Raw genomic sequence first — 24,752 nt, forward strand, 5'->3', positions numbered from 1 at the left:
TGAGGGAGAGGGCTGATGCTCACCAAGAAGCAACTTGATCTGCTGGAATTCATTCACAAACGGGTGCAGCGCGATGGCGTGCCGCCAAGCTTTGATGAAATGAAAGAAGCCCTTGATCTGCGGTCTAAATCTGGCATCCACCGTTTGATCACGGCCTTGGAAGAACGCGGTTTCATCCGCCGTTTGGCCCATCGTGCCCGCGCCCTTGAGATCGTTAAAATGCCTGATGCGCTGCAATCCAAGCTTGGCGTGACGACTGGGTTCACGCCCAAGGTGATTGACGGGGATCGACCCGACAACCGCCCGACTGGCGCACAATCCCTTGAAAACTCCGGTGCAATCTCTCTTCCTGTGATGGGTCGAATTGCGGCTGGTGTACCAATTGCTGCGATTTCCGAGGTCAGTCACAAAGTGACCGTTCCAGCCTCTATGGTTGGGAAAGGTGAACACTACGCCCTTGAAGTCAAAGGGGATTCCATGATCGACGCGGGGATCAATGACGGCGATGTTGTGATCATTCGTGAGACGTCGACCGCCGATAACGGTGAAATCGTCGTTGCATTGGTCGAAGACGCTGAGGCGACGCTGAAACGCTTTCGTCGCAACGGCAATGCCATCGCCCTAGAAGCCGCCAACCCTGCCTATGAAACCCGCCTGTTCCGTGATGATCAGGTGAAGGTGCAAGGGCGTTTGGTCGGGTTGATCCGGTCCTACTAAGGCGCGTGAAGCCCTGCCAGTAAAGTTGTTATTGCGCCGCCTCGGCGGCGCATGGCTGAAGTGTTCCAAAGCCGTTCACCAGAAAGATCCCGCGCTGAGACCAGCTTGAGCGATCCATCGACCATCCAACCCGCCAATGATCCGGTTTCGCGCAAACGTGTGATGTCATATGTCTCGCACCCTGCCCGCGCTGGTGCTTCCTGATTGGTGATCAGAATATCCGCACCGCCACAGCCCTGAAGCGCCGCCAATGCGGTCGCGCCGCGTAGGTTAACCAGTCGCGTGTCGCCAATCACCGTCCAGACTGCACGCCCCTGTTCATCAAGCCCCGCGCGGTTGTAGGCAACCCATTGCTCAACCGGCGCACCGTCGTTTTCCAGCCAAACCGAGGCTGCAAAACTCTCACCGCGCTCTTTTGATACCGCGCGGCCATCCGCAGTCATCACCCCAATCAAGGACCCTGACTCCGCGACCAGCAAAGCGGGCCTCTCAGCCACATGCCACAACATAAAACCATAAAGGACGGGCGCAACGCCGACCCACCGCAAAGATCCACGCCATTGAACCACCATCACCCCGCCCAAGGCAATCATTGCAATGACAATGGGATCTGGTGTCACCACATGGCGCAACGCCCCTTCTTGCGCGGCAACAAACTGTGCAACGGCCAAGATCCAGCGTAGGCCAAGGTCCATCACCCAGAGCCCCAACATTTCAAGCCCGAGAGGCGCCAGAACCACCGCCACGACAGCAGCAGGCATCACGATTGTCCCCATAAGCGGAACTGACAATAGGTTCGCTATCAGGCCAAGCTGTGCTATCTGGTTGAAGTGATAGGCCGCAAAGGGCGCCGTCGCGAGCCCCGCAACAAGGGAGGATATGACCACCGCCCCGATGGGCCTAAGCCACTTGGGCAAATTAGGCGTCTCAATCCGTTGCAACATGGCAAACACCGCAACAAGGGCTGTGGTTGCAGAGAACGACATCTGGAAACCAGGGCCAAACAGGGCTTCGGGGCGCAGGGTCAACACGATGAGCGCGGCAATGGCCACCGCTCGAAGCGTCAACGCGCGGCGATCAAACAGCACCGCCACCAACATGACGGACACCATGATAAACGCGCGTTCGGTTGCAATGTTCCCCCCCGATAACGCCAAATATCCAGCAGCGATAACCAAAGATGCCCCTGCCGCGAACTTTTTCACGGGCCACCTTAGGGCGACATACGGAAATAGCGCAAAACCATAGCGGATTGACGCAAAGACAAACGCGGCCAAGATGCCCATATGCATACCAGAAATCGCCAGCAAATGCGCTAGATTGGACGCCCGAAGCGCGGCAAGACTTTCGCGCCCCATGCCTGAACGATCCCCCGTCATAATTGCTGCTGCAAAGGCGCCGCTTTCGGATGGCAAACGGGCTTGGACGCCACTGCTGATGGCCACCCTTTGACGATAAACCCAAAGGCCAGCAGCCCCTTCCATCGCCTCCGCGCCCAGCACCACAGGGTTCCGCGTATATCCAACAGCCCCAAGCCCCTCGAACCACGCCATGCGTTGGAAATCAAAGCCGCCCGGCTCAACGGGGCCAGAAGGCGGCGAAAGATGCCCCGTCATCAACACCACCTGCCCCGGTTGCGGATCAACATAACCCTGATCCCCATGGAGCGAGACCCGAACTGTCGCAGGCGTGCGCCGGGTCTCCATCCGTGCCAGAACAACACGGTCCAACGTGAGCCGGACAGCGTCAGATTGCGAACGATCAATTTCAATGATGCGGCCCTCAATCGGGCCATAGTAGCGAAAGCCAAGCACAGGTTCGGCAACCAGATTGGCGCGCATTCCTGCCAACCCAAAGCCACCAACAACAAGGGCCGCGCCCACAACAAAGATCCGAGGCCCATCCGGCCACAGCCGCTGAGACGCAAGCGCCAAGACACTTGAAACCAACAACGCTGCGCACAAACCCGCCGTCGGTTCAGTTCTCATTGAAAAATACCATGCAATGCCAATGCCCATTGCAACTGGGGACCAGCCGAACAAATGACCCCTTTGGGCCATGACCTGCGCCCAGAGGGATTGCAGCATGTACACTTGTCCTTACCCCCTGCACTTAGTATCTGCGCACCAAACCCGCTGATGTTCGCAATTGGTGGTTAGCAAAAGGTTAATTTCCCATGACTCAAAAGCCCGTTGTCACCCGTTTCGCACCCTCTCCGACGGGGGCCTTGCACATTGGCGGCGCACGTACTGCGCTTTTCAACTGGCTTTATGCCCGTGGTCGTGACGGCAAATTCCTGTTGCGCATTGAAGATACCGACAAGGCACGATCCACCGATGAGAACACCCAAGCGATCCTTGATGGTCTGACGTGGTTGGGCCTTGATTGGGACGGTGAGCCGTTCTCTCAGGTTGCGAACGCAGAGCGTCACGCGCAAGTGGCCCATCAGATGTTGGCCGACGGCACCGCATATAAGTGTTTCGCAACCCAAGATGAAATCGAAGCGTTCCGCGAAGAGGCCCGCGCCAATAAGACGTCTACGCTCTATCGCTCACCATGGCGCGATGTGGCAGAGGGCGATCACCCAGACCTGCCCTACGTCGTGCGCGTCAAAGCCCCGCGTGAGGGCGCGACAACTCTGAGCGACGAAGTTCAGGGCGATGTGACGTGGCAGAACGAACAGCTCGACGACATGATCTTGCTGCGCAGTGATGGCAGCCCCGTGTATATGTTGGCGGTCGTTGTGGATGATCACGATATGGGCGTAACCCACGTCATCCGTGGCGACGACCACCTTGCAAATGCGTTCCGTCAGAACCTGATCTACACGGCGATGGGCTGGGACAAACCAATCTTGGCGCATGTTCCATTGATCTTTGGCCCGGATGGCAAAAAGCTTTCCAAACGCCACGGTGCGACGGGTGCGGCAGAATATCAGGCACTGGGATACCCAGCAGCTGGAATGCGCAATTATTTGACCCGTTTGGGCTGGTCTCATGGGGATGATGAATTCTTCACTGATGCGCAGGCGCGTGAGTGGTTCGATTTAGGTGGAATCGGCAAAAGCCCTGCACGTTTTGACACCAAAAAACTGGAAAACCTATGCGGTCAACACATTGCCATCAGTGACAATGCTGCACTGCTGCATGAAATTGAGGCATTTAGGGCTGCGACAGATGCGGCTGCGTTCACGGTTCCGCAACGTGACGGATTACTGGCCGCAATGGACAGCCTGAAAGAACGCTCGAAGACCTTCCCGGAACTTCTTGTAAAGGCTCACTTTGTTCTAACATCACGCCCGATCACACCAGACGAGAAAGCTGCAAAGTCTCTGGACATTGTGCACAAAGGTATACTGAACGAATTGACGCCGCAGCTGCAAACTGCTAGCTGGTCCAGAGACGACCTAGAGGGGATCGTGGCCGCCCTCGCTGAGGCCCATGACACCAAACTTGGCAAACTGGCTGGACCGCTGCGCGCAGCACTCGCCGGGCGCGCAGTTTCCCCTTCTGTGTTCGATATGATGCTGGTCCTTGGCCGCGACGAAACAATCGCTCGTATCAAGGACGCCTGCGGCTGAAACATTTTAGTTACTATTCATAGGTAACGGGGTGTGAGCTGCTAAAACCGATAATGCCGCCCCGAATTCGGGCTGCGGTCCTAGAAAGGGAAAACCATGGCCAATACGAAAACAGCAACACTGACCATTGATGGCAAATCTTACGAATTGCCGATCCATTCCCCGACCGCAGGCCCTGATGTTCTCGACATCCGTAAGCTGTACGGACAGGCTGGCGTGTTCACTTATGACCCAGGCTTTACGTCCACAGCGGCCTGTGACAGCACAATCACCTTTATCGACGGCGACAAAGGCGAATTGCTGCACCGTGGTTACCCGATCGATCAACTGGCGGGCCAGTCCCACTATTTGGAAGTCTGCTACGCACTTCTTTACGGTGAACTTCCGACCGCTGCTGAACTTGAAAAGTTTGAAAGTACGATCACCCGCCACACAATGATCCACGAGCAGATGCACAACTTCTTCCGTGGTTTCCGCCGTGACGCGCCGCCTATGGCGACAATGGTTGGCGTTGTTGGCGCAATGTCGGCGTTCTACCACGACAGCACAGACATCAATGACGAACATCAGCGCGAAGTTGCGTCCCACCGTTTGATCGCCAAGATGCCGACAATCGCTGCGATGGCTTATAAATATTCGATCGGTCAACCGTTCGTATATCCGCGCAATGATCTGGATTACGCGTCCAACTTCCTGAACATGTGCTTTAGCGTTCCGGCAGAAGAATATCACGTTAACCCGATCCTCGCCCGCGCGATGGACCGTATCTTTACGTTGCATGCGGATCACGAACAGAACGCATCTACATCTACAGTGCGTCTCGCATCGTCTTCTGGTGCGAACCCGTTCGCCTGTATCGCAGCTGGTATCGCTTGCCTTTGGGGCCCTGCCCACGGCGGCGCCAACCAAGCGTGCCTTGAGATGCTGAAAGAAATTGGCTCCGTTGATCGTATTCCTGAGTTTATCGCCCGCGCGAAAGACAAGAACGACAACTATCGCTTGATGGGCTTTGGCCACCGCGTTTACAAAAACTTCGACCCACGTGCGACTGTTATGAAAGAGTCCGCTGACGAAGTGCTTGAATTGCTCGGCGTTGAAGACAACCCGCTCTTGCAGGTCGCTATGGAGCTTGAAAAGCAAGCGCTTGCCGATCCGTACTTTGCTGAGAAGAAACTCTTCCCGAACGTGGACTTCTATTCCGGCATCATCCTCGAAGCGATGGGTTTCCCGACAGACATGTTCACACCGATCTTCGCCATGGCGCGGACCGTGGGTTGGATTTCCCAGTGGAAAGAACAGCTGGCCGATCCACAGTTGAAAATCGGTCGCCCACGTCAGCTTTATATGGGTGAAACAGCACGCGATTACACAGATATCGAAAGCCGCTAAACCGCGCTTTAGACGACTACTGAAAGGCCCTCCAATTGATCTTGGGGGGCCTTTTTATGTTTCCCACCAGGCGATTGACCCTTCTTCACCTGTAAATCGTGAAGGATCATGTTGGCCTAACGCCGGACATCTCCCCGCACAACGAGGCGTCCATAGGCCATCTAACGTCCTTTGGGTTTCGCAAAACGCACCGCGCCAAACGGGCTTTTCGTCAATCGCGCTTGTGCGGACAGAGTTCATTCTGCGCTCACGCGGACGAAATACTCTGGCGAGTCTTGCCATTTTCCAGATCGGAAACACGCTGTTTCTCGAAATTAGATGAAATTGACGCGACGTCTTGATAAGTAAGATCAACGCGTTAGTAGAAAGTTAATACTTAGTTATGGAAATTATTCTCGCTCTTCTCATTACCGCCGGCTTGGGCGCATTTTTTTCACTCGGTTCCGATGATGATACGTCTGTTGACGACACATCTGATACACCTGATGAGCCCGACACACCTGTGAAACCGGACACACCTGTGGAACCGGACACGGCTGTCGGTACGGATGATGACGATGTGGTCTCTCTGAGCAGCAGTGCCAATGTGTACGATGCCATGCGCGGTGACGACAGCGTTGACGGCGGTGCAGGCTTTGACGTTCTGTTGGGTGGGGCTGGCGATGACGTGCTCGAAGGCGGGCTCGGCAAAGACGTCCTTTATGGCGAAGACGGTAACGATGACATGTCGGGGGGCAGCTGGAACGACACGCTGTATGGCGGTCAGGGTTTTGATGATCTCGACGGAGGAACCTCAAATGACACGCTGTTTGGCGGTCAGGGCAAGGACCTTCTTGTCGGTGGCACTGGTAATGACGTTCTGGATGGCGATGGCTGGGATGACGGCCTATTCGGCGGTGACGGCGATGACACGCTATTGGGCTACATCGGGGATGATCTCTTGGTGGGTGGCGACGGCGATGACGAGCTTGATGGTCAGGACGGTGAAGACATTCTTGATGGCGGTCCCGGTGCAGATACCCTTGTAGGCGGATCCGGTGACGATACCCTCATTGGGTCGCAATTGTTGAACCGTGAATTGAACGAAGACGACTATGAAGACATTCGCAACAATACCCTTCCCGACAATGAAGATGGCGAAGGGGTGTTCAACAACTGGAACCTCAGCGGCACTGATTTGGACACCGAATCCGATACGTTGGTTGGTGGTGAAGGCGCCGATGTCTTGCTGATGGGCAACAATGATATCGCGACAGGTGGAGATGACTGGGATGACTTTGTCATTGGGGATTGGATCACGGATCAGCAACAGGTCTTGATCACGGATTTCGATACGACAGAGGACTTGATTATCGTCTTCCTGCAGGAAGACAACCTTGATGCGGAAATCACCACGATGTCTGTTGAAGGGGACGAGATTATCATGATCGACGGTAACGCTGTGGCACAGGTTCAAGGAACCTTTGATCCCTTCGATGGGCTTGCAGGTAGCATCCTTACTTACTCCTACACCGGGACCTAACGTATTTATTTAATAGAAAAATCGCGATCTGCCCCTTGTTTCCCAACCGGAAACGATTTGTTTTCAAACAGGTAAAGACTCTCATCCAAAACGTGTTTACGTTTAGTTAATTAAACTTAAAACCGTGGGGGTTGTTGGTTATGGAAATCGTAATTTTTCTTTTGCTTACTTTGGGCATCGGGTCCTTTTTTGATTTTGGCGGGGATAATGATTTCCCGACTTTGGACGACGATGAAGAGGTAACAGATGATGGTGACGGTACCGAAGATGGTGACGGTACCGAAGATGGTGAGGTCGTAACGCTCGGCGACAGTGGCGACACGTTCGAAGCCGGCGAAGGCGATGACAGTATCGACGGCGGCAAAGGCTTTGATACGCTTTATGGTGGCAAAGGGAACGACACCATTGAAGGCGGCCTTGGCCAAGACGAAATTTATGGTGGGGACGGCGAAGACGATCTTTATGGTGGTGGCTGGAACGACACGCTTTACGGTGGCTTTGGCTTTGACAACATCTACGGCGGCAACAGCAACGATGAGCTGTTCGGCGACGAAGGCAAGGATATGCTGGACGGCGGTGACGGCAACGACGTGCTGAACGGCGGCGGCTGGGTTGACGGGCTGTTTGGCGGCGACGGCAACGACATCATTCGCGGCGGCAACAGCTCTGACATGATCGAAGGCGGCGCAGGCGATGACCTTGTGCGTGGCGGCACAGGCCATGACATCGTTCTCGGCGGCGAAGGGTCTGACAGCGTGTTTGGTGGCGACGGCAACGATGTGATCGGGGCCTCTGCCCTGTTCAACCGCGAACTCACGGCCGACGACTATGAGCTGGCCCGCTATGAAACGCCGGATGATGAGGACGGCGAACCCATCCTTGCAGACTGGGGCCTGTCGGGTGAAGACGACGGCGATGTCGCTGACATGTTGTCCGGTGGCGCGGGTCACGACACGATCTTTATGGGCAACTCTGACGTAGCGCGTGGTGGCGACGGTGATGATAGCTTTGTCGTTGGCGACTGGATCGAAGAAGACACTTCAGCCGAGATCACGGACTTTGACCAGAAGGATGATGTGGTCATCGTCGCAGTTCAAAGCGAGGATGCCGTGGTAAGTAGCCAGATCGTTGATGGGGTCGCACAAGTCCTGATCGATGGTGCTGTGGTTGCCAATCTTGCCGGTGATTTCGCAGATGACGCGGACCTTAGCGAAAACATCATCACGCAACTTTACGTGCCACAAGAGGCACCGGTTGCTGAGGAAGAAGCTGTTGCTGAAGACGAAGCCCCAGCGGAAGACGAGGCCGTGGCCGAGGACGTCGTTGAGGAAACCGTTGAGCAGACCATCGTTGAGGAACCCGTCCTCGAAGTGGTTACAGGCTAAACAGCCCTGCCCTTTAGATGTGAAACGCTTTAGCGCCCCTCGTATTTCGCGGGGCGCTTTTGCATGAAGGCCAATACGCCTTCTTGGAAATCGCGGGTTTTGCCACATTCCCCTTGGAGCTTGGCTTCAACTGCCAATTGTTCATCCAGAGTGTTTTCAAACGATCCACGAATGGCGGATTTCACGCGGGCATAAGCCGCCGTTGGCCCCGCCGCGAGATGCAGCGCGCGCTTGGCGACATGAGTGTCAAATTCAGCCAAGGGCACGGATTCATAGATCATGCCCCAATCCGCAGCTTGCCGCCCCGTGATTTTATCGCCAAACAGTGCCGCGCCCATTGCTTTGGCCGCACCCATTTGACGAGGCAACCAATAGGTCCCGCCTGCATCCGGGATCAGGCCAATGCGGGTGAACGCTTGGATGAAATAAGCCTCATCCGCCGCGATCACGACATCAGCTGCCAACGCAAGGTTCGCCCCAGCGCCCGCCGCTGCGCCATGAACGGCGCAAATCGTCGGGATCGTACAATCAAAAATCGCGCGTAGCATCGGCACGTATTCGTCTCGCAAGGTGCGTTCCAGATCAAGGCTCGTGGCATTGCCACCATCGCCAAGGTCTTGGCCTGAACAAAACGCATCCCCCGCACCGCCGATGACCAACACACGCGCGTCGCTTTCGGCCACCTTAACAGCATGGGCAATTTCCGCCCGCATCTGAACATTCAATGCGTTCTTTGAGCGTGGCCGGTTCAGCGTCAGCGTTGCGACGTCGTTAGCGATCTCAAAGCGGATGGCGGAATAGTCCATGAACGGCGTCCTTTGATGTTACATAAGCGCACTTTAGGCCCGCCAGCGATTGGCGAAACCCTAAACGCGACGTCAGAGCTTAGTCTTTTAGAATTTCTTCGAGGCGCTTTTGTTCGTCGTCCGACAAATCCTCGGGCACTGCCGCCTTTGAACGCGCCCGAACTGACCCCACAGCCACCCCACCTGCAAGCAGCAGCATGATCGGAGCAGCCAGCCACAACAGGATGTTTGCCCCGTCCGTGGTGGGTTTCAGCAGGATGTAATCGCCATAACGATCCACAAGAAACGCGATGGCTTGCTCGTCCGTGTCCCCGGCCACAAGCCGTTCGCGCAACAACAAACGCAGATCGCGGGAAATACCGGCGTTGGATTCATCGATGCTTTCGTTGCGGCACACAGGGCAGCGTAGACCAGCGGACAAATCCCGTGCTCGCGTTTCGAGCGCCGGATCGTCTAACACTTCGTCCGGCTGCACCGCAGCCAAGGGCGCGGCGAGCAGACATAACACAAGGACAAGCCATCTCATTCTGCAGGCACCCCTTGCGGTTTCGCTTTGGCGGCCCCCGCTGCCACGCGCAAACGGCGATCAGACAGGGAAATAAAGCCACCAATGGCCATCAAGATCGCGCCACCCCAAACCCAATTGGCAAAGGGTTTGATATAGGTTCGCGCCGCCCAACCGCCGCCCGTTTGCGGATCGCCCAGCACAACATAGACGTCACGCAACACACCGTTGCGAATGCCGGCTTCTGTGGTGGGCATGCTGGCCACGGGATAGATGCGTTTCTCAGGATACAGATGCCCGACGTCGCGGCCATTGCGCAGGACGGTAAAATCAGCGCGTTCACCGTAGTAGTTCGGCCCATTCAGCGGGCCGACTTCGTTCAGGCGAATGGTGTGGATACCAACGTCCCACTGATCACCGACTTGGGCGACGCGAATGTCCTCGGTTTCCCACGCAAGAAGTGCGGCTACGGCGAACACTGTGATGCCAAGGCCTGAGTGTGCTGTAAATTTACCCCAGTCCGCCCGCGGCAGACGTGCAAGACGACCAAGCCGAGAGCCAATGTCGCCTCGCCCCGTCCGCAGCCAGATGTCCATGGTTGCCCCACCAACAACCCAAACGCCCAAGACAACGCCAATCGGCCCCATCGCTGTGCGCCCTGTTTGCATGGCAAATGCCAAAGCACCGCAAGCAATCGCAAGAATGGCGACAGGTACCATGGATTTGACCGCACGCCCCAAAGAACCACGTTTCCACGCCAGAACCGCGCCAACAGGCAGGATGATCGCCAGCACCACCATGAACGGCGTGAAGGCGGCGTTAAAGAACGGCGGGCCAACAGAAACCTGTTCGGGCCTATCAAACAGACCCATGGCATAAAACGGGTTCTGCACCAGTGCCCCACCGAACTGCCACATGGATTTGCTGGACGCGAGTTCGATCAGTAAAGGCCATATGGTTCCAACAAAAACCACGAAACAGGACACCGCCAGCAGCACGTTGTTGGCAACCAATGCGGTTTCTCGACTGACGGTCGAAAACACGCCTTTGGCTTCCATCGCGCTGGCACGAAGGGCGAACAACAACAATCCACCACCTGTAAAAATCGCCAAGATCGCAAGGATGAACACCCCACGTTCGGGATCATTTGCAAAGGCGTGAACCGACGTCAAAACGCCTGAGCGCACAATGAACGTCCCAAGCAACGAGAATCCAAAGGCCAGAATGGCCAGCAGGATCGTCCAAGCCTTCAGGCTTTCGCGCTTTTCAACAACGATGGCAGAGTGAAGCAAAGCAGCCGCCAAAAGCCATGGCATAAAGCTCGCGTTTTCGACCGGATCCCAAAACCAGAAACCGCCCCAACCGAGTTCATAGTAAGCCCACCACGACCCGAGCGCGATGCCGATGGTCAGGAAGACCCAAGCAGCCAGCGTCCAAGGGCGCACCCAACGACCCCATGCGGCATCAACACGCCCCTCTAGAAGTGCTGCGATTGCAAAGGAAAACGCCATGCTTAGGCCCACATAACCGAGGTACAAAAACGGCGGATGAAACGCGAGGCCTGGGTCCTGCAACAACGGGTTCAGATCACGCCCGTCAAAGGGTGGGAATTCCAGCCGCTCAAAAGGGTTCGAGGTGAAAAGGATAAAGCCGTAGAACGCGACACTTACAGCAGCCTGAACGCCCAAAACACGCGCCTTCAAGCTGGGTGGAAGGTTGCCGCCAAACAGGCTGGCACAAGCGCCAAACAACACGAGGATCAACAACCACAACAGCATGGACCCTTCGTGGTTTCCCCAAACACCAGACACTTTATAGAGCATCGGCTTGGCGGAATGACTGTTTGACGCGACAAGTTCGACCGAGAAATCGGACACCACAAACGCATAGGTCAGTGCTGCAAAACTGAAACTGACCAAGCCCAGTTGGATCACCGAGGCGGGGTCCGCCAAGGACATCCACCCACGCCAGCCCTTATGGGCCCCTATCAGTGGCACTACCATTTGCACGACCCCCACAAGGGCCGCAAGAATCAACGCGAAATGTCCGAGTTCAATAATCATGGGCGCAGTATAGACACCGCACCCGCGCCCGCCAGTCAAACCATCGTGCGCCCGATGGACGAAACGTCACGGTCGGCCGGTGCTCCACGCATCTAGGGCTGGATTGTCCTGCGGCCTGGTCGCCAGTTCAGTAGCCAAGGCGGATGGGGCCGCATCCGCCACTTGCGGCGTATCTGCACGCAAAATGTCCAATTGTTGGGTATTGGCGATCACTGTAGGGACCCGCGCAAGCGTTTGCGCGATAGAACGTTGGAAGTCTTGACTATGAGCCTGATGACGTGCGCCAAAATAAAAACTGACGATGGCCCCCATGAGCCACCATAAAGGGTCCGGCACCAGCGATATCCCCTGCATCCGGCTGGCAAACCAGATCGGGTCCACCATCGCGACGATGAACAATCCGATCGTTCCAAACGCCAGTAAGGGGCGCGGCAGCCGGTTCAGCCCATCCATCAACCGATCAAACACCCCCACTCGGCGCACTGCAAATTCCGACGCGAATTGCTGCATGGCTTGCTCTTTGACGGAGGCATCACGCGCCGCGCCGCTTTCGGCGTTTTCGCGAAACACTTCGGCCGTTTCCACGATCACATTGCGCCCGTCCCCGAACACGCCTGTAAAAACACGCTCAATTAGACCCATTGTGCGGTCCTTTCGCGGTGCTGCGCGTCGCTCAGATGGTAGCGCGGCGAAATGAATTCTTCTGCGCGGATGATCCAACCACCCTTCCCGCCATCCCGCCGGCGCGCATATTTCCGGCTTGCTGGGCGGGTATCGGCCAAGGCGTAATAGTAGTTCCGCCGCGCGATCCCATAGGCATCAACGAAGTGATCTGGCGCAGCGGCCATGCCCTGTTGTGTCGCGGCGATGGTCTGCGGGCCGATCACACTGTCCGCGACAACTTGGATGCGCATGTCTTGCAGCAGGCGTTGCAAAATCCGTACCGCGTTGGCACCTGCATTCACATACATATCAAAAACCGTTGCGTGCAAAGGCGTTGGCAAGGCGGCAATCCGTGGACGGTCAAAATAATGATCCACAAAGATCGAAACCGCCTGATCCTGGCTTAATACGCGCACATCGTTCTCGGTCACAGCGCCGTCACGGTCCAGATCGAGGCCAAGCCTGCGCATTGTATGGATTGTCACGCCGTGGTTTGTGGCCCCACCCGGATCATCGGGGTCGTTCACATAACCACCTTCACGGGCAACGATATCTCTCGCGATTTGTTGGACGTCGTGCATGTCTTCTCCTCTGGAAATAGGAAAAGACTGCCGAGATTTGGTTAACCGCCCATGGCGGCACCGTCCGTTGCGCGTGGGCTAAGTGTTGGTGTCGCCTGTCTCAACAGTGTCGCAGTAATTTTGTTGTTCATGCATGTTTTCAACTTCGGCAGGCATGTAGGTTTCGTCATGTTTTGCCAGAATTTCAACGGCTTGGAATGTGCCATCAATGTAATGACCCTGACCGACCATGCCCTGACCTTCTTCAAACAGGCTTGGCAAAATGCCGTCAAACGTGACTGGCACAGCCGAGAAACAGTCGGTCACGACAAAGGACACCACGGTGCCTTCGCCGCGCACGATGGACCCAGATTGAACCATCCCGCCAATGCGGAACAATTCACTCTCAATCGGTGGCGTTTCGACCACTTCCGTCGGCGATCGGAAATATTGAAACGCGTCCTTAGGCATAAGAACGAGGATAGCAAAGACACCGCCCAAGGCGAGAAATGCAACCCCAAGCACTTGTTTTCTGCGTGTTTTCTTAAGATTCTTAAAACCAGCCATGTGCCACCCCTATGGAAACAGCGGAGCCATCATCAGCCCCTCGGTCTCTGGTAGACCTAACATTAGATTTGCGTTCTGCAAGGCTTGCCCGCTTGATCCTTTGGTGAGGTTATCAAGCGCTGCGATCACAATCGCACGTCCGTCGCGCCGATCCGCAACCACGCCCACGTGGCAAAAATTACTGCCGCGAATGTGGCGAATGCTTGGGTGTTCCCCAAACGGAAGCATCTCGATGAACGGCTCATCGATGTAGGCATTTTCCAACGTCTTATGAATGATTTGCGCATCACCCTTAACGTAAACCGTCGCCAGAATACCGCGGTTCGCAGGGATCAGGTGCGGCGTAAACTGCACCTCAACAGGCCGCCCTGCCAGTGCCGAAAACTCCTGATCGAACTCACCCAAATGGCGATGAGTGCTGCCTACCGCATAGGCATGTGCGCCCTCAGACAGTTCGGCATGTAGCAAGTTTTCCTTCAACGACCGCCCTGCACCAGACACCGCACAGGCGAGGTCCAAGATGATTTCATCCAGATCAATCACCCCAGCCGAAATCAAAGGCCGCAAGGCAAACTGCCCTGTCGCGGCGTTGCAGCCCGTGCCCGCCACCAAACGCGCGCCCGCAATTTCATCGCGGTAAAACTCGGTGAGGCCATAGACCGCCTCTTTTTGCATCTCAATTGCGCTATGCGGGTTGCCGTACCATTTTTCATAAGCCGCAGGGTCACGCAGCCGGAAGTCCGCGCTCAGATCAACGATCTTTAACGTCTTAGGCAGCTTTGAAATCACCTCTTGGCTGGTCTTGTGTGGCAACGCACAAAACGCAAGGTCAATGCCGTCAAAGTTCACATCATCAATCGTTGTGAGAACCGGCAAATCAAGGTGGCGCAGATGTGGAAACACCTGAGCCATGCTTTGCCCTGCTTTGGAATTGCCGGACAGTGCCGCGATTTCAATCGACGGGTGGCCAGAGATCAACCGGACGAGTTCTGCGCCTGTGTATCCAGACGCGCCAAGAATGGCGATTTTATAGGTCATTTTAGTATCCTTGCGCGACATGTTCGCGCTGTTGTCGTTCACATAAAGGGAAATTAGGCCGCTTCAAATGTGATCTGTCGTCGCAGGAATTGTGTTGCACGATCGCTGACCCGTTTTGGATCGCCAGAGGTCAGGAAACCGCCCTCTCCGCCGCCGATCATTTCGGGGCGACGGCCAAGGTAATCTGCAAGGCTCTCGGCAACGAGATTGGCTTGTGAGAACACTTTTACGTCCTCACCCAATGCCGCCTGAAACTGGTCCTGCATCAAGGGGTAGTGCGTGCAGCCCAGAATGGCCGCGTCTGGCGTTGGCATCTTGCGTTTCAATGCATCCACATGGCTGTTCACCAGGGCTTCTGCCAAAATCATATCACCGTCCTCAATCGCATCTACAACACCGCCACAAGCCTGTGCTTCGACGTCAACGCCAATCGCTCGAAACGCCAGTTCCCGTTGGAACGCCCGTGACGAAACCGTCGCCGGCGTTGCAAACAACGCCACATGTTTAACATCAACTTCACGTGGCGGGGAATTGTCCCCCCAAGACCGTTCGGTCAAAGCCTCAATAAGCGGAACAAAAACACCCAGCACGCGTTTGCCGTCTGGAATCCAGGATTCCTGCATACGCCGCAGTGCGGCCGCAGACGCGGTGTTACAGGCAAGGATCACAAGATCACACTCTGCATCAAACAGCGCCTGTGTGGCCTTTGTTGTCAGATCATAAATATCATCTGACGTGCGCACACCATAAGGCGCATGGGCGCTGTCGGCGTAATAAACGAATGGCACATCCGGAAGACGCTTTTGTACGGCGTCCAAAACGGTCAACCCACCGAGCCCACTATCGAAAATCCCAACGGCCATTACGACTTTTCCTTACGTTTATATTTCGCATCAAATTCATGCCCCAACACGTCTGTCGCTAAGGGGTTAGGTGACAGCTCATACGTCGCTTTGCGCAAGAAATCCATGCAGGCTGTTGCATCTGATTTATAGGGTTCCAAATCCGCCACGGGAATAGGTTTGCCAATCACAACACAGACGTCGGACCCAACGCGCGCTTTGAATTCGCGCACCAAAAGCCCCATCCGCAATGTGGTGTGCAAATGGCTGGCCAATTGAAACGCACGGCTATTGGTGCCTTCAAAGAAAACAGGCACGACAACAGCGTCACTTTTGGCAACCATCTTGGCCGTAAAATTACGCCACTGCGGGTCCATCGGCTTGGAAAACGGCCGAGCAGAGGTGCTGACGGTTCCACCGGGAAAAACCCCAACCGCCCCGCCCGCACCCAGATACCTGAGCGCCTCTTTGCGGGTGTCCAGATTCAGTTTGGCCGCCTCTTTGGTTTCATCAAAGGACACGGGCAAAACGACCCGCGCCAGATCAGGCGATTTGCGAAACACAGAATTGGCAAGGATCTTGAAATCACCGCCGCGCCGTTCAGACAGGATACGGCCCAACGTCATGCCATCCAAAATTCCGTAGGGGTGGTTGGCAACTACGATCAAGGGCCCGTCTTCGGGAATAGTCTCAAGCGATCCACCAATGACCTTGATGTTAATCTTGTAGCGCTCAGTCATTACGCGCCAAAAATCAGCGCCATTGGCGACTTCGGCGTCATACCCACGCGCCTTGCGGATCAGCCGCAAACGACCCGTCGCGTTCTCCATCACGCGGATCAAAGCCCGCCCGCGCCGTGTGGCAGCGGAATGAGCATAGGAAATATCACGGGCAATTTCGTTCTTGGGCATATTATCCGTCGCAGAATGGCTTGCGCCTAAGTAAGCGGTGCGCAGAAGGATTTCCAGCGAAAGCTACTCTGCGGCAACTTTCGTTTCTGGACCATGTAGGATCTCGAGAAGTTCTTCGCGTCGCTTGGCGGCCTTCGCCGCGTATTCCATCTTAACAGGACCAAACCCGCGAATATCGAGGGGCAGCTTTGCCAGCGCAATTGCGGCATCTCGCGTGTCTGGGCGAAGAGCACCCCGCACCCCCACCATGTCGCGTTCGTAATCTTCAATAAGGGCGCGTTCCATGCGACGCTCGGCTGTATGTCCAAAGACATCTAACCGAGTTCCACGCAAACGTTTCAAGCGCGCCAAAAACGGAAAGAGTTTCACGGCGAGTTGCGGCATTGCTATCTTGCGGGGTCGCCCGTTCGAACCCTTTCGAGAGAGTAATGGCGGCGCAAGGAGGTGTGTTAGCTTCAGATCACCATCAAATTCCGCCTCGGCCTTCGCGCGGGTATCCAGCAACAACCGAGCAACCTCGTATTCGTCTTTGTAGGACAACAGTTTATGATACCCGAGGGCGACGGCCTCACGCAGGTCACCATCAAACGACCCGACAAAATCACTGTAGCGCGCAGCGTAAGATTCGTCTTGATAGTCAGTAAGATGGGCAATGCGAAATGCGATTTTCTCATCGAGGGAATTGGGGGCTGCGACGTCGTTCGGGGCGAATGCCGACGCGGCGGCGTCAGGATGCAAAATTGCCCATCGGCCATACTCGAAAGCCTGTAGGTTCTGGGAAACCGCAGTGCCATTGAGCTCAATCGCGGCACGGATTGCATCCCCCGAAACGGGAATCGCCCCCGCCTGCCATGCCGCACCAAACACCATCATGTTGGAATAAATTGCGTCCCCCATCAGCGCCTTGGCCAGTTCTGATGCATCAAACATCTTCAACTGCTCTTGCAAACGCGCTTGCAACGCCAACGTCAGCCGGTCCGCAGGCAGTTTAAACTCTGTATCACGGGTGAAATCGCCTGTGATGCTTTGATGACTATTGACGACGCCGCGGGTTCGCCCTGTCGCCATCAGCCCAAGTGTTTTAGCCCCCGCAGAGACCACCAAATCTCCACCAATCAAAGCATCGCATTCGCCCGTGGCGACCCGAATGGCGTTTATGTCCTCGGCCTTGTTCGCCAAACGACAATGGATGTGGACCGCACCGCCCTTTTGGGCCAACCCCGCCATCTCCATCATGCCCGCAGCCTTGCCATCGACATGCGCCGCCATAGCGAGTACCGCGCCGATGGTGACAACACCTGTTCCGCCGACACCGGTTATCACGACGTTATGGGTGCCGTTGATTGACGGCAAAACAGGGTCTGGCATGTCCGGTAAATCGATCTGCGTGGTCGCCGCTTTCTTGGGCGTGCCCCCTTGCACCGTCACGAATGACGGACAGAAACCGGTCACGCAGGAAAAGTCCTTGTTGCAGGAACTTTGATCAATCGCGCGCTTTCGGCCCAGTTCGGTTTCAACTGGAACGATGGACACGCAATTGGATTGTACACCGCAATCGCCGCAACCTTCACAGACATCCGTATTGATGAAAACGCGTTTGTCTGGGTCAGGGAATAGCCCCCGTTTTCGGCGACGGCGTTTCTCTGCGGCGCAGGTTTGCGCATAGACCAGCACCGACACACCCTTTACCTTTCGCAACATATTCTGCGCATCATCAAGATGATCGCGGGTGTAAATCTTCACTTTTGCCGGAATGGTAGAAAGATCGAGCTCCTCACTTGAATCGTAGACCAGCGCAACTTTTTGCACCCCCATAGCCAAAACTTCGCGACAAATTTGTGCGGCGGTCAAGTCACCATCATTGTGCTGACCACCCGTCATGGCGACCGCATCATTATAAAGGATTTTGTAGGTCATGTTCGTACCAGCCATCACTGCAAAGCGGATCGCCTGCACGCCTGAATGGTTGTAGGTACCGTCACCGATATTCTGGAACACATGGTCCCGTTTGGTAAAAGGCGCCTCGCCGACCCAATTCGCACCCTCGCCGCCCATTTGGGTAAACCCGACGGTCTCGCGGTCCATCCATTGCACCATGTAATGACAGCCGATCCCCGCATAAGCACGGCTCCCGTCGGGCACTTTGGTCGAGGTATTATGCGGGCAGCCCGAACAGAAATACGGCAAACGCGACGCGATCTCAGGCGCGTTGTCTGCACGTTTTGCGGCGTCCAGTTTGGCCAACCCAGCCTCAATCGCCGCTGATCCACAGCCTTCTTCAGTTAGGATCGGGCCGATCTTTTCGGCGATCCAGATCGGGTCCAGCGCATAGCGCGTCGGGAACAATTCGATCTGACGACCATTTTCCCAAGCGTCGCCTTTGTGCCAACCATATACCCGCCGATTTCTACGATCATCAAACAGCGCTTCCTTGATCTGTGTTTCAATCAGTTTGCGTTTCTCTTCGACCACAACGATCAGGTCTAGATCAGCGGCCCATTCATTGAAGCTCTCGACGTCCAACGGCCAGACCTGTGCAACCTTATAAAGGGAAATGCCCATCCGTTTGCCTTCGGCCTCATCTACGCCCAGCAGGGACATCGCATGCACCAGATCGAGCCAGTTTTTACCGGCAGCAACAAACCCGATCTTTGCGCCCTCGCGCGGCCAGATCACCTTGTCGATCCGGTTGGCGCGCGCAAAAGCCTGTGCGGCAAAGCGTTTGTAGTCGATTGCGCGGGCTTCTTGATCAGCAGGTGTGTCAATCAGGCGAATATTCACCCCACCATCCGGCATTTCGAATTCGGGCTGCACAAAACCCAACCGATGCGGGTCGCCGTTCACCACACTTGTGACCTCGATCGTGTCCTTCATCGTCTTCAGGCCAACCCAATTGCCAGAAAACCGTGACAACGCGTAAGCATAAAGGCCGTAGTCCATGACCTCTTGAACGCCAGCGGGCGATACGATGGGCATGTAGGCCTCAATCATCGCCCCGTCAGATTGGTGCAAAGTGGTCGAGCTTTCGCCCGTGTGATCATCCCCCATCGCCATAACGACACCGCCATGGGGCGACGTGCCCGCCATATTGGCGTGGCGCATCACGTCACCGGATCGATCTACACCGGGGCCTTTGCCGTACCAAAGCCCGAACACGCCATCATGGGTCCCCTCGCCGCGCAACTCGGCCTGCTGGCTTCCCCAAAGTGCTGTCGCGGCCAAGTCTTCGTTCAATCCGGGTTGAAACAAGATGTCAGACGCCGCGAGATCAGCTTGTGCGCGGTCCATCTGCTGATCGACCGCCCCCAGTGGAGAGCCACGATAGCCCGTCACATATCCGGCCGTGTTCAGACCTGCCTGCGTATCTCGGGCCTTTTGCATCAGCATCAAGCGAACCAACGCCTGCGTGCCGTTCAAAAGCACCTGCGTTTTGCTCAGATCGAAGCGATCATTTAGACTAATTTCACGATGTGCCATCAAACGCCTCCCAACGTGATGCCGCTTTAATGCCACGATAGGTCACGTTTTCTGACCTTTGAAAGCTATTTCTGCCTGACATCACGAACTGAAACAGACATAATACCCCCGTAACAAGTGCAACAGTGTGAGCGTAAACCAATGCAACAAGGATACCCGATGGACTGGGATAAGCTAAGAATATTTCACGCCGTTGCGGACGCAGGGTCTTTGACCCACGCGGGCGAGACTTTGCATTTGTCGCAATCCGCCGTGTCGCGCCAGATTCGCGCGCTTGAGGAATCGCTCTCGACAATTCTGTTTCACCGTCACGCACGCGGGTTGATCCTGACCGAACAGGGTGAGCTGCTGTTTGATGCGACCAAATCCATGTCGCACCGCTTAGAAGCCGCAAGCGCTCGGATCAAAGATAGCGCCGAAGAAGTGTTCGGTGAACTGAAAGTTACAACAACAACCGGCTTTGGCACTCTTTGGCTCGCACCCCGCCTGCCCGCACTTTATGAAAAATACCCTGATCTGAATATCGATTTAATGCTGGAAGAACGTGTTCTGGATTTGCCCATGCGCGAAGCAGACGTCGCGATCCGGATGAAAGAACCATCCCAGGCCGACCTTATTCGCAAGAAACTGATGTCTGTCCGGATGCGTCTCTATGCGTCGCAGGCTTACCTCGACAAAACCAAACCGATCGACAAGATAGAACAAATCGGGGCGCATCGCCTGATCTGCCAAAGCCCCAATGCGTTCCAAGTGTCTGCGGGTGCAACGCTTGTTCAGCATTTGCTGGCCTATGACAAGCCAAACTTATTACACGTTAACAACTACTTCGGTGTGTTACAGGCAGTGATATCGGATCTTGGGATTGGCGTCATGCCTGATTACGTCATCGAAGATTTCCCAGAGCTTGTTCGGGTCTTGCCCGATATCGAAAGCGGCGAAGTGCCGGTGTTCCTCGCCTATCCCGAAGAACTGCGGCAATCCAAACGGATCATGGCGTTCCGCGATTTTGTTCAGGACGAGATCATCTCCCACCGCCGGAAAATCCGCGAAGCAGGTTCCATCATCGCGTAAAGGTCGCGCTCGATCCGAGATAATATAGCCGTGACCCTTGCGCCACACGCATAGCGGGTCTGCGCGCAATGTGGTCATTTGATCTTGATCGACTCATCGCTGCCATTTATTTAATCTCATATAGAGTGGCATAGCCGCTTTATACCTCCCTGTTGGACTTTGCCGGGCCTTGTGCCCGGCGTTTCTTTTTCTAGGGCCCCGTTTTCCCAATTCAGATTTGAAGCACCGGCTTGGTAACACTTGCCAACTAGGCAACGCCGAACCGCCTTGCCCATAGTTATGCGGCGTTTTCTCCTTCCCCGTTGCCCCTGACCGCCCCTTGGATTAAACGACGCCCAAGCCAGCACGGGGACCCACATGCAAGAACCAACCATCACGCCAGACCTGATCTCTTCTCACGGGCTAAGCCCTGACGAATACGACCGCATTCTTGAGATTATTGGCCGCGAGCCGACGTTCACAGAACTCGGTATTTTCAGCGCGATGTGGAACGAACATTGTTCTTACAAATCCTCCAAAAAATGGCTACGCACCCTTCCAACCGAAGGTCCACAGGTTGTTTGCGGCCCCGGTGAAAACGCAGGCATCGTCGATATCGGCGACGGCCAGTGTGTTGTTTTCAAAATGGAAAGCCACAACCACCCCAGCTATATCGAACCCTATCAGGGCGCGGCGACGGGCGTTGGCGGCATCCTGCGCGATGTTTTCACAATGGGCGCACGCCCGATTGCGGCGATGAACTCGCTGTCGTTCGGTGAACCCGATCACCACAAAACCCGCCAGCTTGTGCACGGTGTTGTTGAAGGTGTCGGTGGCTACGGCAACTGTTTTGGTGTTCCGACTGTTGGCGGCGAAGTACGCTTCCACCCTGCGTATAACGGCAACTGCCTTGTAAACGCGTTTGCGGCTGGTTTGGCTGATACAGACAAAATTTTCTATTCTGCGGCATCCGGCATCGGCATGCCCGTTGTTTACCTTGGCGCAAAAACCGGCCGTGATGGCGTTGGTGGCGCGACCATGGCCTCTGCGGAATTTGATGACACAATCGAAGAAAAACGCCCCACCGTTCAGGTTGGTGACCCGTTCACCGAAAAACGCCTGATGGAAGCGACGTTGGAACTGATGGCAACTGGCGCGGTTATTTCCATTCAAGACATGGGCGCCGCTGGCCTGACCTGTTCTGCCGTTGAAATGGGCGACAAAGGTGGGCTTGGCGTTAAGCTGAACCTAGAAGACGTGCCGCAGCGCGAAGAAAACATGACAGCCTACGAAATGATGCTGTCTGAGTCCCAAGAACGCATGCTGATGGTTCTGAAACCGGAACTTGAGGCTGAAGCCCGCGCTGTTTTCGTGAAGTGGGACCTCGATTTTGCGATTGTGGGCGAAACCATCGCCGAAGACCGTTTCTTGATCCTCCACAACGGCGAAGTGAAGGCAGACTTGCCGCTTGCCACTCTGTCCGGCTCTGCACCTGAATATGACCGTCCATGGGTGGAAACACCTGCAGCCGAACCAATGGCTGACGTCCCGGGCATCGACCCAATCGACGGGTTGAAATCCTTGCTGGCCTCTCCGAACTACGCGGGCAAACAGTGGGTTTATGAACAGTACGACAGCCAAGTGATGGCCGACACGGTCCGCACACCGGGCCTCGGCGCTGGTATTGTGCGCGTTCACGGCACAGAGAAGGCGATTGCATTTACATCAGACGTGACCCCGCGCTACGTCAAAGCGAACCCAGAAATGGGCGGTGCTCAAGCGGTCGCAGAAGCCTACCGCAATCTGACATCTGTCGGCGCTAAGCCACTGGCAACGACAGACAATATGAACTTCGGCAACCCTGAAAAACCAGAAATCATGGGCCAGTTTGTTGGTGCCATTAAAGGTATTGGTGCTGCATGTATCGCGCTGGATATGCCAATCGTGTCTGGCAACGTGTCTCTTTACAACGAAACCGACGGCACTGGCATTTTACCAACGCCAACAATCGGTGCGGTCGGTCTTCTAAAGCACGCAGATGACATCATCGCAGGCGTTGCCCGCGAAGGGCACGTTGCGCTGCTGATCGGTGAAACGCACGGCCACCTTGGCCAGTCCGCCCTTCTCGCCGAAGCCTACAACCGCGAAGACGGCGATGCGCCAACTGTAGATCTGGCAGCTGAAAAGCTCCACGGAGACTTTATCCGCGACAACGCTGAATGGATTGATGCTTGCACGGACCTCGCTGACGGTGGTCTTGCACTTGCGGCGTTTGAAATGGCCGAAGCCGCGGAAACGGGTGTGACGCTAGACGCCGACGACACCCCGACCCTGTTTGGCGAAGACCAAGCGCGCTACCTGATCGCCTGTAACTTCGACAAGGCCGAGGCGCTGATGATCGCGGCTGGTAAGGCTGGCGTACCGCTTCAAACGGTTGGGAAATTCGGTGGCGATCACGTAACATTCGGTGCCACATCTGCGCCTTTGGCCGATCTTGCCGCACAGTTCCGCGCAACTTTTGCGGACACGTTTGCGTAAGTCGGCCCCAACGGGCTTGTCGCAGGCACGCCCTGTGCCTACATTTAAGTAAGAAATACAGGACACACCAATGGCGATCACAGCACCAGAAATCGAAACGCTCCTGCGGGACGCGTTTCCAGACGCAGCAATCACCGTACAAGGTGACGACGGCGCGCATTTTGCCGCCGAAGTCATCGACGCGAGCTTTGCGGGCAAGAACCGCGTGCAACAACAGCGCGCCGTTTACGCAGCGCTCAAAGGCAAGATGGACGGCAGCAACGGCGATTTGCACGCATTGGCCCTGACAACAAAGGCACCTGAGTGATGCTGGGCTGGATCACATTTGCAGGCGTCGTGCTTGTGATTGGGATCCTTGCTGACGATTGGCTCGCCAATCGCCACCGTCGCCCTCTCAGCCATATGAAACCCGACCCGAAATCGCTGAAGGGTTACACCGGGATGGAAGAACTCGACATCACAAACGCCAATCAAAAGATTGCTAAGAAAAGGGATTAGGAAGTCTTTCAACGAACAGCGGCAATTTAATCGTACTGTCTCTCTGCCTTTTGCTTGTGGTGCTGCTTTTCGTTGTTGTTCTTGGCAACCCACGTAAATGGGGCGAGAAACCCCAACGCGGCACCGCTCCGGGCAAAGGAGATACCGTTCGACAAATCCACATGCCCGCCCACAACTCAATGGGGACAAGCCAAACCATCACCATCCGCCACACCAAAGACCCAAATAAACACGCACAGGCTATGATGCCTGCGAAAGCCCGCAAGAAGGACAAGACATGACTGCTGAAACACAGATCAAAGATACCGTCACAAACAACGACGTTGTGCTTTTCATGAAAGGCACCAAATCCATGCCGCAGTGCGGGTTCTCGTCCCGCGTCGCAGGTGTGTTGAACTTCATGGGCGTTGAATTTGAAGACGTGAACGTGCTGGCTGATGAAACCCTGCGCCAAGGCATCAAGGATTACTCTGACTGGCCGACAATTCCGCAGCTTTACGTCAAAGGCGAATTCGTAGGCGGTTGCGACATCATCACAGAGATGACCCTGTCCGGTGAGCTCGACACATTGTTCAGCGAAAACGGCGTGACGTTCGATCAGGACGCCGCTGACAAAATCCGCGAAGCGAACGCATAAGCCT

The 24,752-nt window shown here is 55.6% G+C and carries 22 protein-coding genes; 11 read left to right on the forward strand and 11 right to left on the reverse strand.

Translation table 11 applies throughout. The annotated features are described in order from the left end of the window. Positions 1-15: 15 nt before the first annotated feature. Positions 16-717 (forward strand): transcriptional repressor LexA, encoded by a 702-nt coding sequence (lexA, locus tag KO486_RS09495; RefSeq protein ID WP_216036989.1) that lies wholly within the window; start codon positions 16-18, stop codon positions 715-717. Here the strand turns inward: lexA and KO486_RS09500 are convergent. Beyond that, positions 714-2,705: a ComEC/Rec2 family competence protein gene (locus KO486_RS09500; RefSeq protein WP_354667492.1), complete on the reverse strand. Its 1,992-nt coding sequence runs from the start codon at positions 2,703-2,705 to the stop codon at positions 714-716. The genes lexA and KO486_RS09500 overlap by 4 nt on opposite strands. A gap of 188 nt (positions 2,706-2,893) precedes the next feature. Between KO486_RS09500 and gltX the strand changes: the two genes are divergently transcribed. The 4 genes from gltX (at position 2,894) to KO486_RS09520 (ending at position 8,593) form a co-directional block, all read left to right on the forward strand. Further along, positions 2,894-4,297 carry a glutamate--tRNA ligase gene (gene gltX / locus KO486_RS09505; protein ID WP_216036991.1) on the forward strand — a complete coding sequence of 468 codons (1,404 nt, stop codon included), beginning with the start codon at positions 2,894-2,896 and terminating at the stop codon, positions 4,295-4,297. A 96-nt stretch (positions 4,298-4,393) separates the two neighbouring features. After that, positions 4,394-5,686, forward strand: a complete 1,293-nt coding sequence (gltA, locus tag KO486_RS09510) for a citrate synthase (RefSeq protein WP_216036992.1) — start codon at positions 4,394-4,396, stop codon at positions 5,684-5,686. 382 nt (positions 5,687-6,068) lie between these two features. Beyond that, positions 6,069-7,208, forward strand: coding sequence for a calcium-binding protein (locus KO486_RS09515; RefSeq protein ID WP_216036993.1), 1,140 nt, complete (start codon positions 6,069-6,071; stop codon positions 7,206-7,208). Positions 7,209-7,348: 140 nt separating this feature from the next. Beyond that, positions 7,349-8,593: a calcium-binding protein gene (locus KO486_RS09520; protein ID WP_216036994.1), complete on the forward strand. Its 1,245-nt coding sequence runs from the start codon at positions 7,349-7,351 to the stop codon at positions 8,591-8,593. A 29-nt stretch (positions 8,594-8,622) separates the two neighbouring features. On the opposite strand, the gene KO486_RS09525 is transcribed toward KO486_RS09520, so the two are convergent. The 10 genes from KO486_RS09525 to KO486_RS09570 all read right to left on the reverse strand — a co-directional run bounded on the left by KO486_RS09525 (position 8,623) and on the right by KO486_RS09570 (position 20,025). Then, positions 8,623-9,399, reverse strand: coding sequence for an enoyl-CoA hydratase-related protein (locus tag KO486_RS09525; RefSeq protein WP_216036995.1), 777 nt, complete (start codon positions 9,397-9,399; stop codon positions 8,623-8,625). A gap of 79 nt (positions 9,400-9,478) precedes the next feature. Beyond that, entirely contained in the window at positions 9,479-9,925 is a 447-nt protein-coding gene (locus KO486_RS09530) for a cytochrome c-type biogenesis protein (protein ID WP_216036996.1), read from the reverse strand. Beyond that, positions 9,922-11,967 carry a heme lyase CcmF/NrfE family subunit gene (locus KO486_RS09535; RefSeq protein WP_216036997.1) on the reverse strand — a complete coding sequence of 682 codons (2,046 nt, stop codon included), beginning with the start codon at positions 11,965-11,967 and terminating at the stop codon, positions 9,922-9,924. Before KO486_RS09535 ends, KO486_RS09530 begins: the two co-directional genes overlap by 4 nt. A 66-nt stretch (positions 11,968-12,033) precedes the next feature. Further along, the gene (locus tag KO486_RS09540; RefSeq protein WP_216036998.1) at positions 12,034-12,609 is read right to left on the reverse strand and encodes a holin family protein; all 576 of its coding nucleotides are present in this window, start codon (positions 12,607-12,609) and stop codon (positions 12,034-12,036) included. Next, positions 12,600-13,211 (reverse strand): holin-associated N-acetylmuramidase, encoded by a 612-nt coding sequence (locus KO486_RS09545; protein ID WP_216036999.1) that lies wholly within the window; start codon positions 13,209-13,211, stop codon positions 12,600-12,602. The genes KO486_RS09540 and KO486_RS09545 overlap by 10 nt, the downstream gene beginning before the upstream one ends. Positions 13,212-13,289: 78 nt before the next feature. Continuing rightward, positions 13,290-13,757, reverse strand: a complete 468-nt coding sequence (ccmE, locus tag KO486_RS09550; protein WP_216037000.1) for a cytochrome c maturation protein CcmE — start codon at positions 13,755-13,757, stop codon at positions 13,290-13,292. 9 nt (positions 13,758-13,766) lie between these two features. Beyond that, positions 13,767-14,795 (reverse strand): N-acetyl-gamma-glutamyl-phosphate reductase, encoded by a 1,029-nt coding sequence (gene argC / locus KO486_RS09555; protein ID WP_216037001.1) that lies wholly within the window; start codon positions 14,793-14,795, stop codon positions 13,767-13,769. A gap of 53 nt (positions 14,796-14,848) precedes the next feature. Beyond that, on the reverse strand, positions 14,849-15,658 hold the full coding sequence (locus KO486_RS09560) for an aspartate/glutamate racemase family protein (protein ID WP_216037002.1): 810 nt from the start codon (positions 15,656-15,658) through the stop codon (positions 14,849-14,851). Continuing rightward, entirely contained in the window at positions 15,658-16,548 is an 891-nt protein-coding gene (locus KO486_RS09565) for a lysophospholipid acyltransferase family protein (RefSeq protein WP_216037003.1), read from the reverse strand. The genes KO486_RS09560 and KO486_RS09565 overlap by 1 nt, the downstream gene beginning before the upstream one ends. 63 nt (positions 16,549-16,611) lie before the next feature. After that, complete coding sequence (locus KO486_RS09570; protein WP_216037004.1) at positions 16,612-20,025, reverse strand: indolepyruvate ferredoxin oxidoreductase family protein; 3,414 nt, start codon at positions 20,023-20,025, stop codon at positions 16,612-16,614. A 159-nt stretch (positions 20,026-20,184) separates the two neighbouring features. On the opposite strand from KO486_RS09570, the gene KO486_RS09575 reads away from it, so the two are divergent. From KO486_RS09575 to grxD, 6 genes are all read left to right on the forward strand, one after another. Further along, positions 20,185-21,096 (forward strand): LysR family transcriptional regulator, encoded by a 912-nt coding sequence (locus tag KO486_RS09575; RefSeq protein ID WP_252734636.1) that lies wholly within the window; start codon positions 20,185-20,187, stop codon positions 21,094-21,096. A gap of 357 nt (positions 21,097-21,453) precedes the next feature. Then, positions 21,454-23,613: a phosphoribosylformylglycinamidine synthase subunit PurL gene (gene purL, locus KO486_RS09580; RefSeq protein ID WP_216037006.1), complete on the forward strand. Its 2,160-nt coding sequence runs from the start codon at positions 21,454-21,456 to the stop codon at positions 23,611-23,613. Between the two features lie 70 nt (positions 23,614-23,683). Further along, a complete protein-coding gene (locus KO486_RS09585; protein ID WP_216037007.1) occupies positions 23,684-23,920 on the forward strand; it encodes a BolA family transcriptional regulator in 237 nt (78 codons plus the stop codon). Next, complete coding sequence (locus KO486_RS09590) at positions 23,917-24,111, forward strand: hypothetical protein (protein WP_216037008.1); 195 nt, start codon at positions 23,917-23,919, stop codon at positions 24,109-24,111. Before KO486_RS09585 ends, KO486_RS09590 begins: the two co-directional genes overlap by 4 nt. A gap of 56 nt (positions 24,112-24,167) precedes the next feature. After that, positions 24,168-24,392 (forward strand): hypothetical protein, encoded by a 225-nt coding sequence (locus KO486_RS09595; protein ID WP_216037009.1) that lies wholly within the window; start codon positions 24,168-24,170, stop codon positions 24,390-24,392. After that, positions 24,389-24,748, forward strand: a complete 360-nt coding sequence (gene grxD / locus KO486_RS09600; protein WP_216037010.1) for a Grx4 family monothiol glutaredoxin — start codon at positions 24,389-24,391, stop codon at positions 24,746-24,748. The genes KO486_RS09595 and grxD overlap by 4 nt, the downstream gene beginning before the upstream one ends. Positions 24,749-24,752 lie beyond the last annotated feature (4 nt).

It is taken from the genome of Octadecabacter sp. B2R22 (assembly GCF_018861045.1).
Taxonomy (GTDB): domain Bacteria; phylum Pseudomonadota; class Alphaproteobacteria; order Rhodobacterales; family Rhodobacteraceae; genus Octadecabacter.

Excerpts from the sequence above, each read along its gene's own strand:
- gltA (WP_216036992.1), top strand. The coding sequence starts at position 4,394 with ATGGCCAATACGAAAACAGCAACACTGACCATTGATGGCAAATCTTAC.
- KO486_RS09560 (WP_216037002.1), bottom strand. The coding sequence starts at position 15,658 with ATGGCCGTTGGGATTTTCGATAGTGGGCTCGGTGGGTTGACCGTTTTG.
- grxD (WP_216037010.1), top strand. The coding sequence starts at position 24,389 with ATGACTGCTGAAACACAGATCAAAGATACCGTCACAAACAACGACGTT.
- KO486_RS09520 (WP_216036994.1), top strand. The coding sequence starts at position 7,349 with ATGGAAATCGTAATTTTTCTTTTGCTTACTTTGGGCATCGGGTCCTTT.
- lexA (WP_216036989.1), top strand. The coding sequence starts at position 16 with ATGCTCACCAAGAAGCAACTTGATCTGCTGGAATTCATTCACAAACGG.
- KO486_RS09535 (WP_216036997.1), bottom strand. The coding sequence starts at position 11,967 with ATGATTATTGAACTCGGACATTTCGCGTTGATTCTTGCGGCCCTTGTG.
- KO486_RS09565 (WP_216037003.1), bottom strand. The coding sequence starts at position 16,548 with ATGCCCAAGAACGAAATTGCCCGTGATATTTCCTATGCTCATTCCGCT.
- KO486_RS09575 (WP_252734636.1), top strand. The coding sequence starts at position 20,185 with ATGGACTGGGATAAGCTAAGAATATTTCACGCCGTTGCGGACGCAGGG.
- KO486_RS09515 (WP_216036993.1), top strand. The coding sequence starts at position 6,069 with ATGGAAATTATTCTCGCTCTTCTCATTACCGCCGGCTTGGGCGCATTT.
- KO486_RS09570 (WP_216037004.1), bottom strand. The coding sequence starts at position 20,025 with ATGGCACATCGTGAAATTAGTCTAAATGATCGCTTCGATCTGAGCAAA.
- KO486_RS09545 (WP_216036999.1), bottom strand. The coding sequence starts at position 13,211 with ATGCACGACGTCCAACAAATCGCGAGAGATATCGTTGCCCGTGAAGGT.
- KO486_RS09500 (WP_354667492.1), bottom strand. The coding sequence starts at position 2,705 with ATGAGAACTGAACCGACGGCGGGTTTGTGCGCAGCGTTGTTGGTTTCA.
- KO486_RS09585 (WP_216037007.1), top strand. The coding sequence starts at position 23,684 with ATGGCGATCACAGCACCAGAAATCGAAACGCTCCTGCGGGACGCGTTT.
- ccmE (WP_216037000.1), bottom strand. The coding sequence starts at position 13,757 with ATGGCTGGTTTTAAGAATCTTAAGAAAACACGCAGAAAACAAGTGCTT.
- KO486_RS09530 (WP_216036996.1), bottom strand. The coding sequence starts at position 9,925 with ATGAGATGGCTTGTCCTTGTGTTATGTCTGCTCGCCGCGCCCTTGGCT.
- argC (WP_216037001.1), bottom strand. The coding sequence starts at position 14,795 with ATGACCTATAAAATCGCCATTCTTGGCGCGTCTGGATACACAGGCGCA.
- gltX (WP_216036991.1), top strand. The coding sequence starts at position 2,894 with ATGACTCAAAAGCCCGTTGTCACCCGTTTCGCACCCTCTCCGACGGGG.
- KO486_RS09525 (WP_216036995.1), bottom strand. The coding sequence starts at position 9,399 with ATGGACTATTCCGCCATCCGCTTTGAGATCGCTAACGACGTCGCAACG.
- purL (WP_216037006.1), top strand. The coding sequence starts at position 21,454 with ATGCAAGAACCAACCATCACGCCAGACCTGATCTCTTCTCACGGGCTA.
- KO486_RS09540 (WP_216036998.1), bottom strand. The coding sequence starts at position 12,609 with ATGGGTCTAATTGAGCGTGTTTTTACAGGCGTGTTCGGGGACGGGCGC.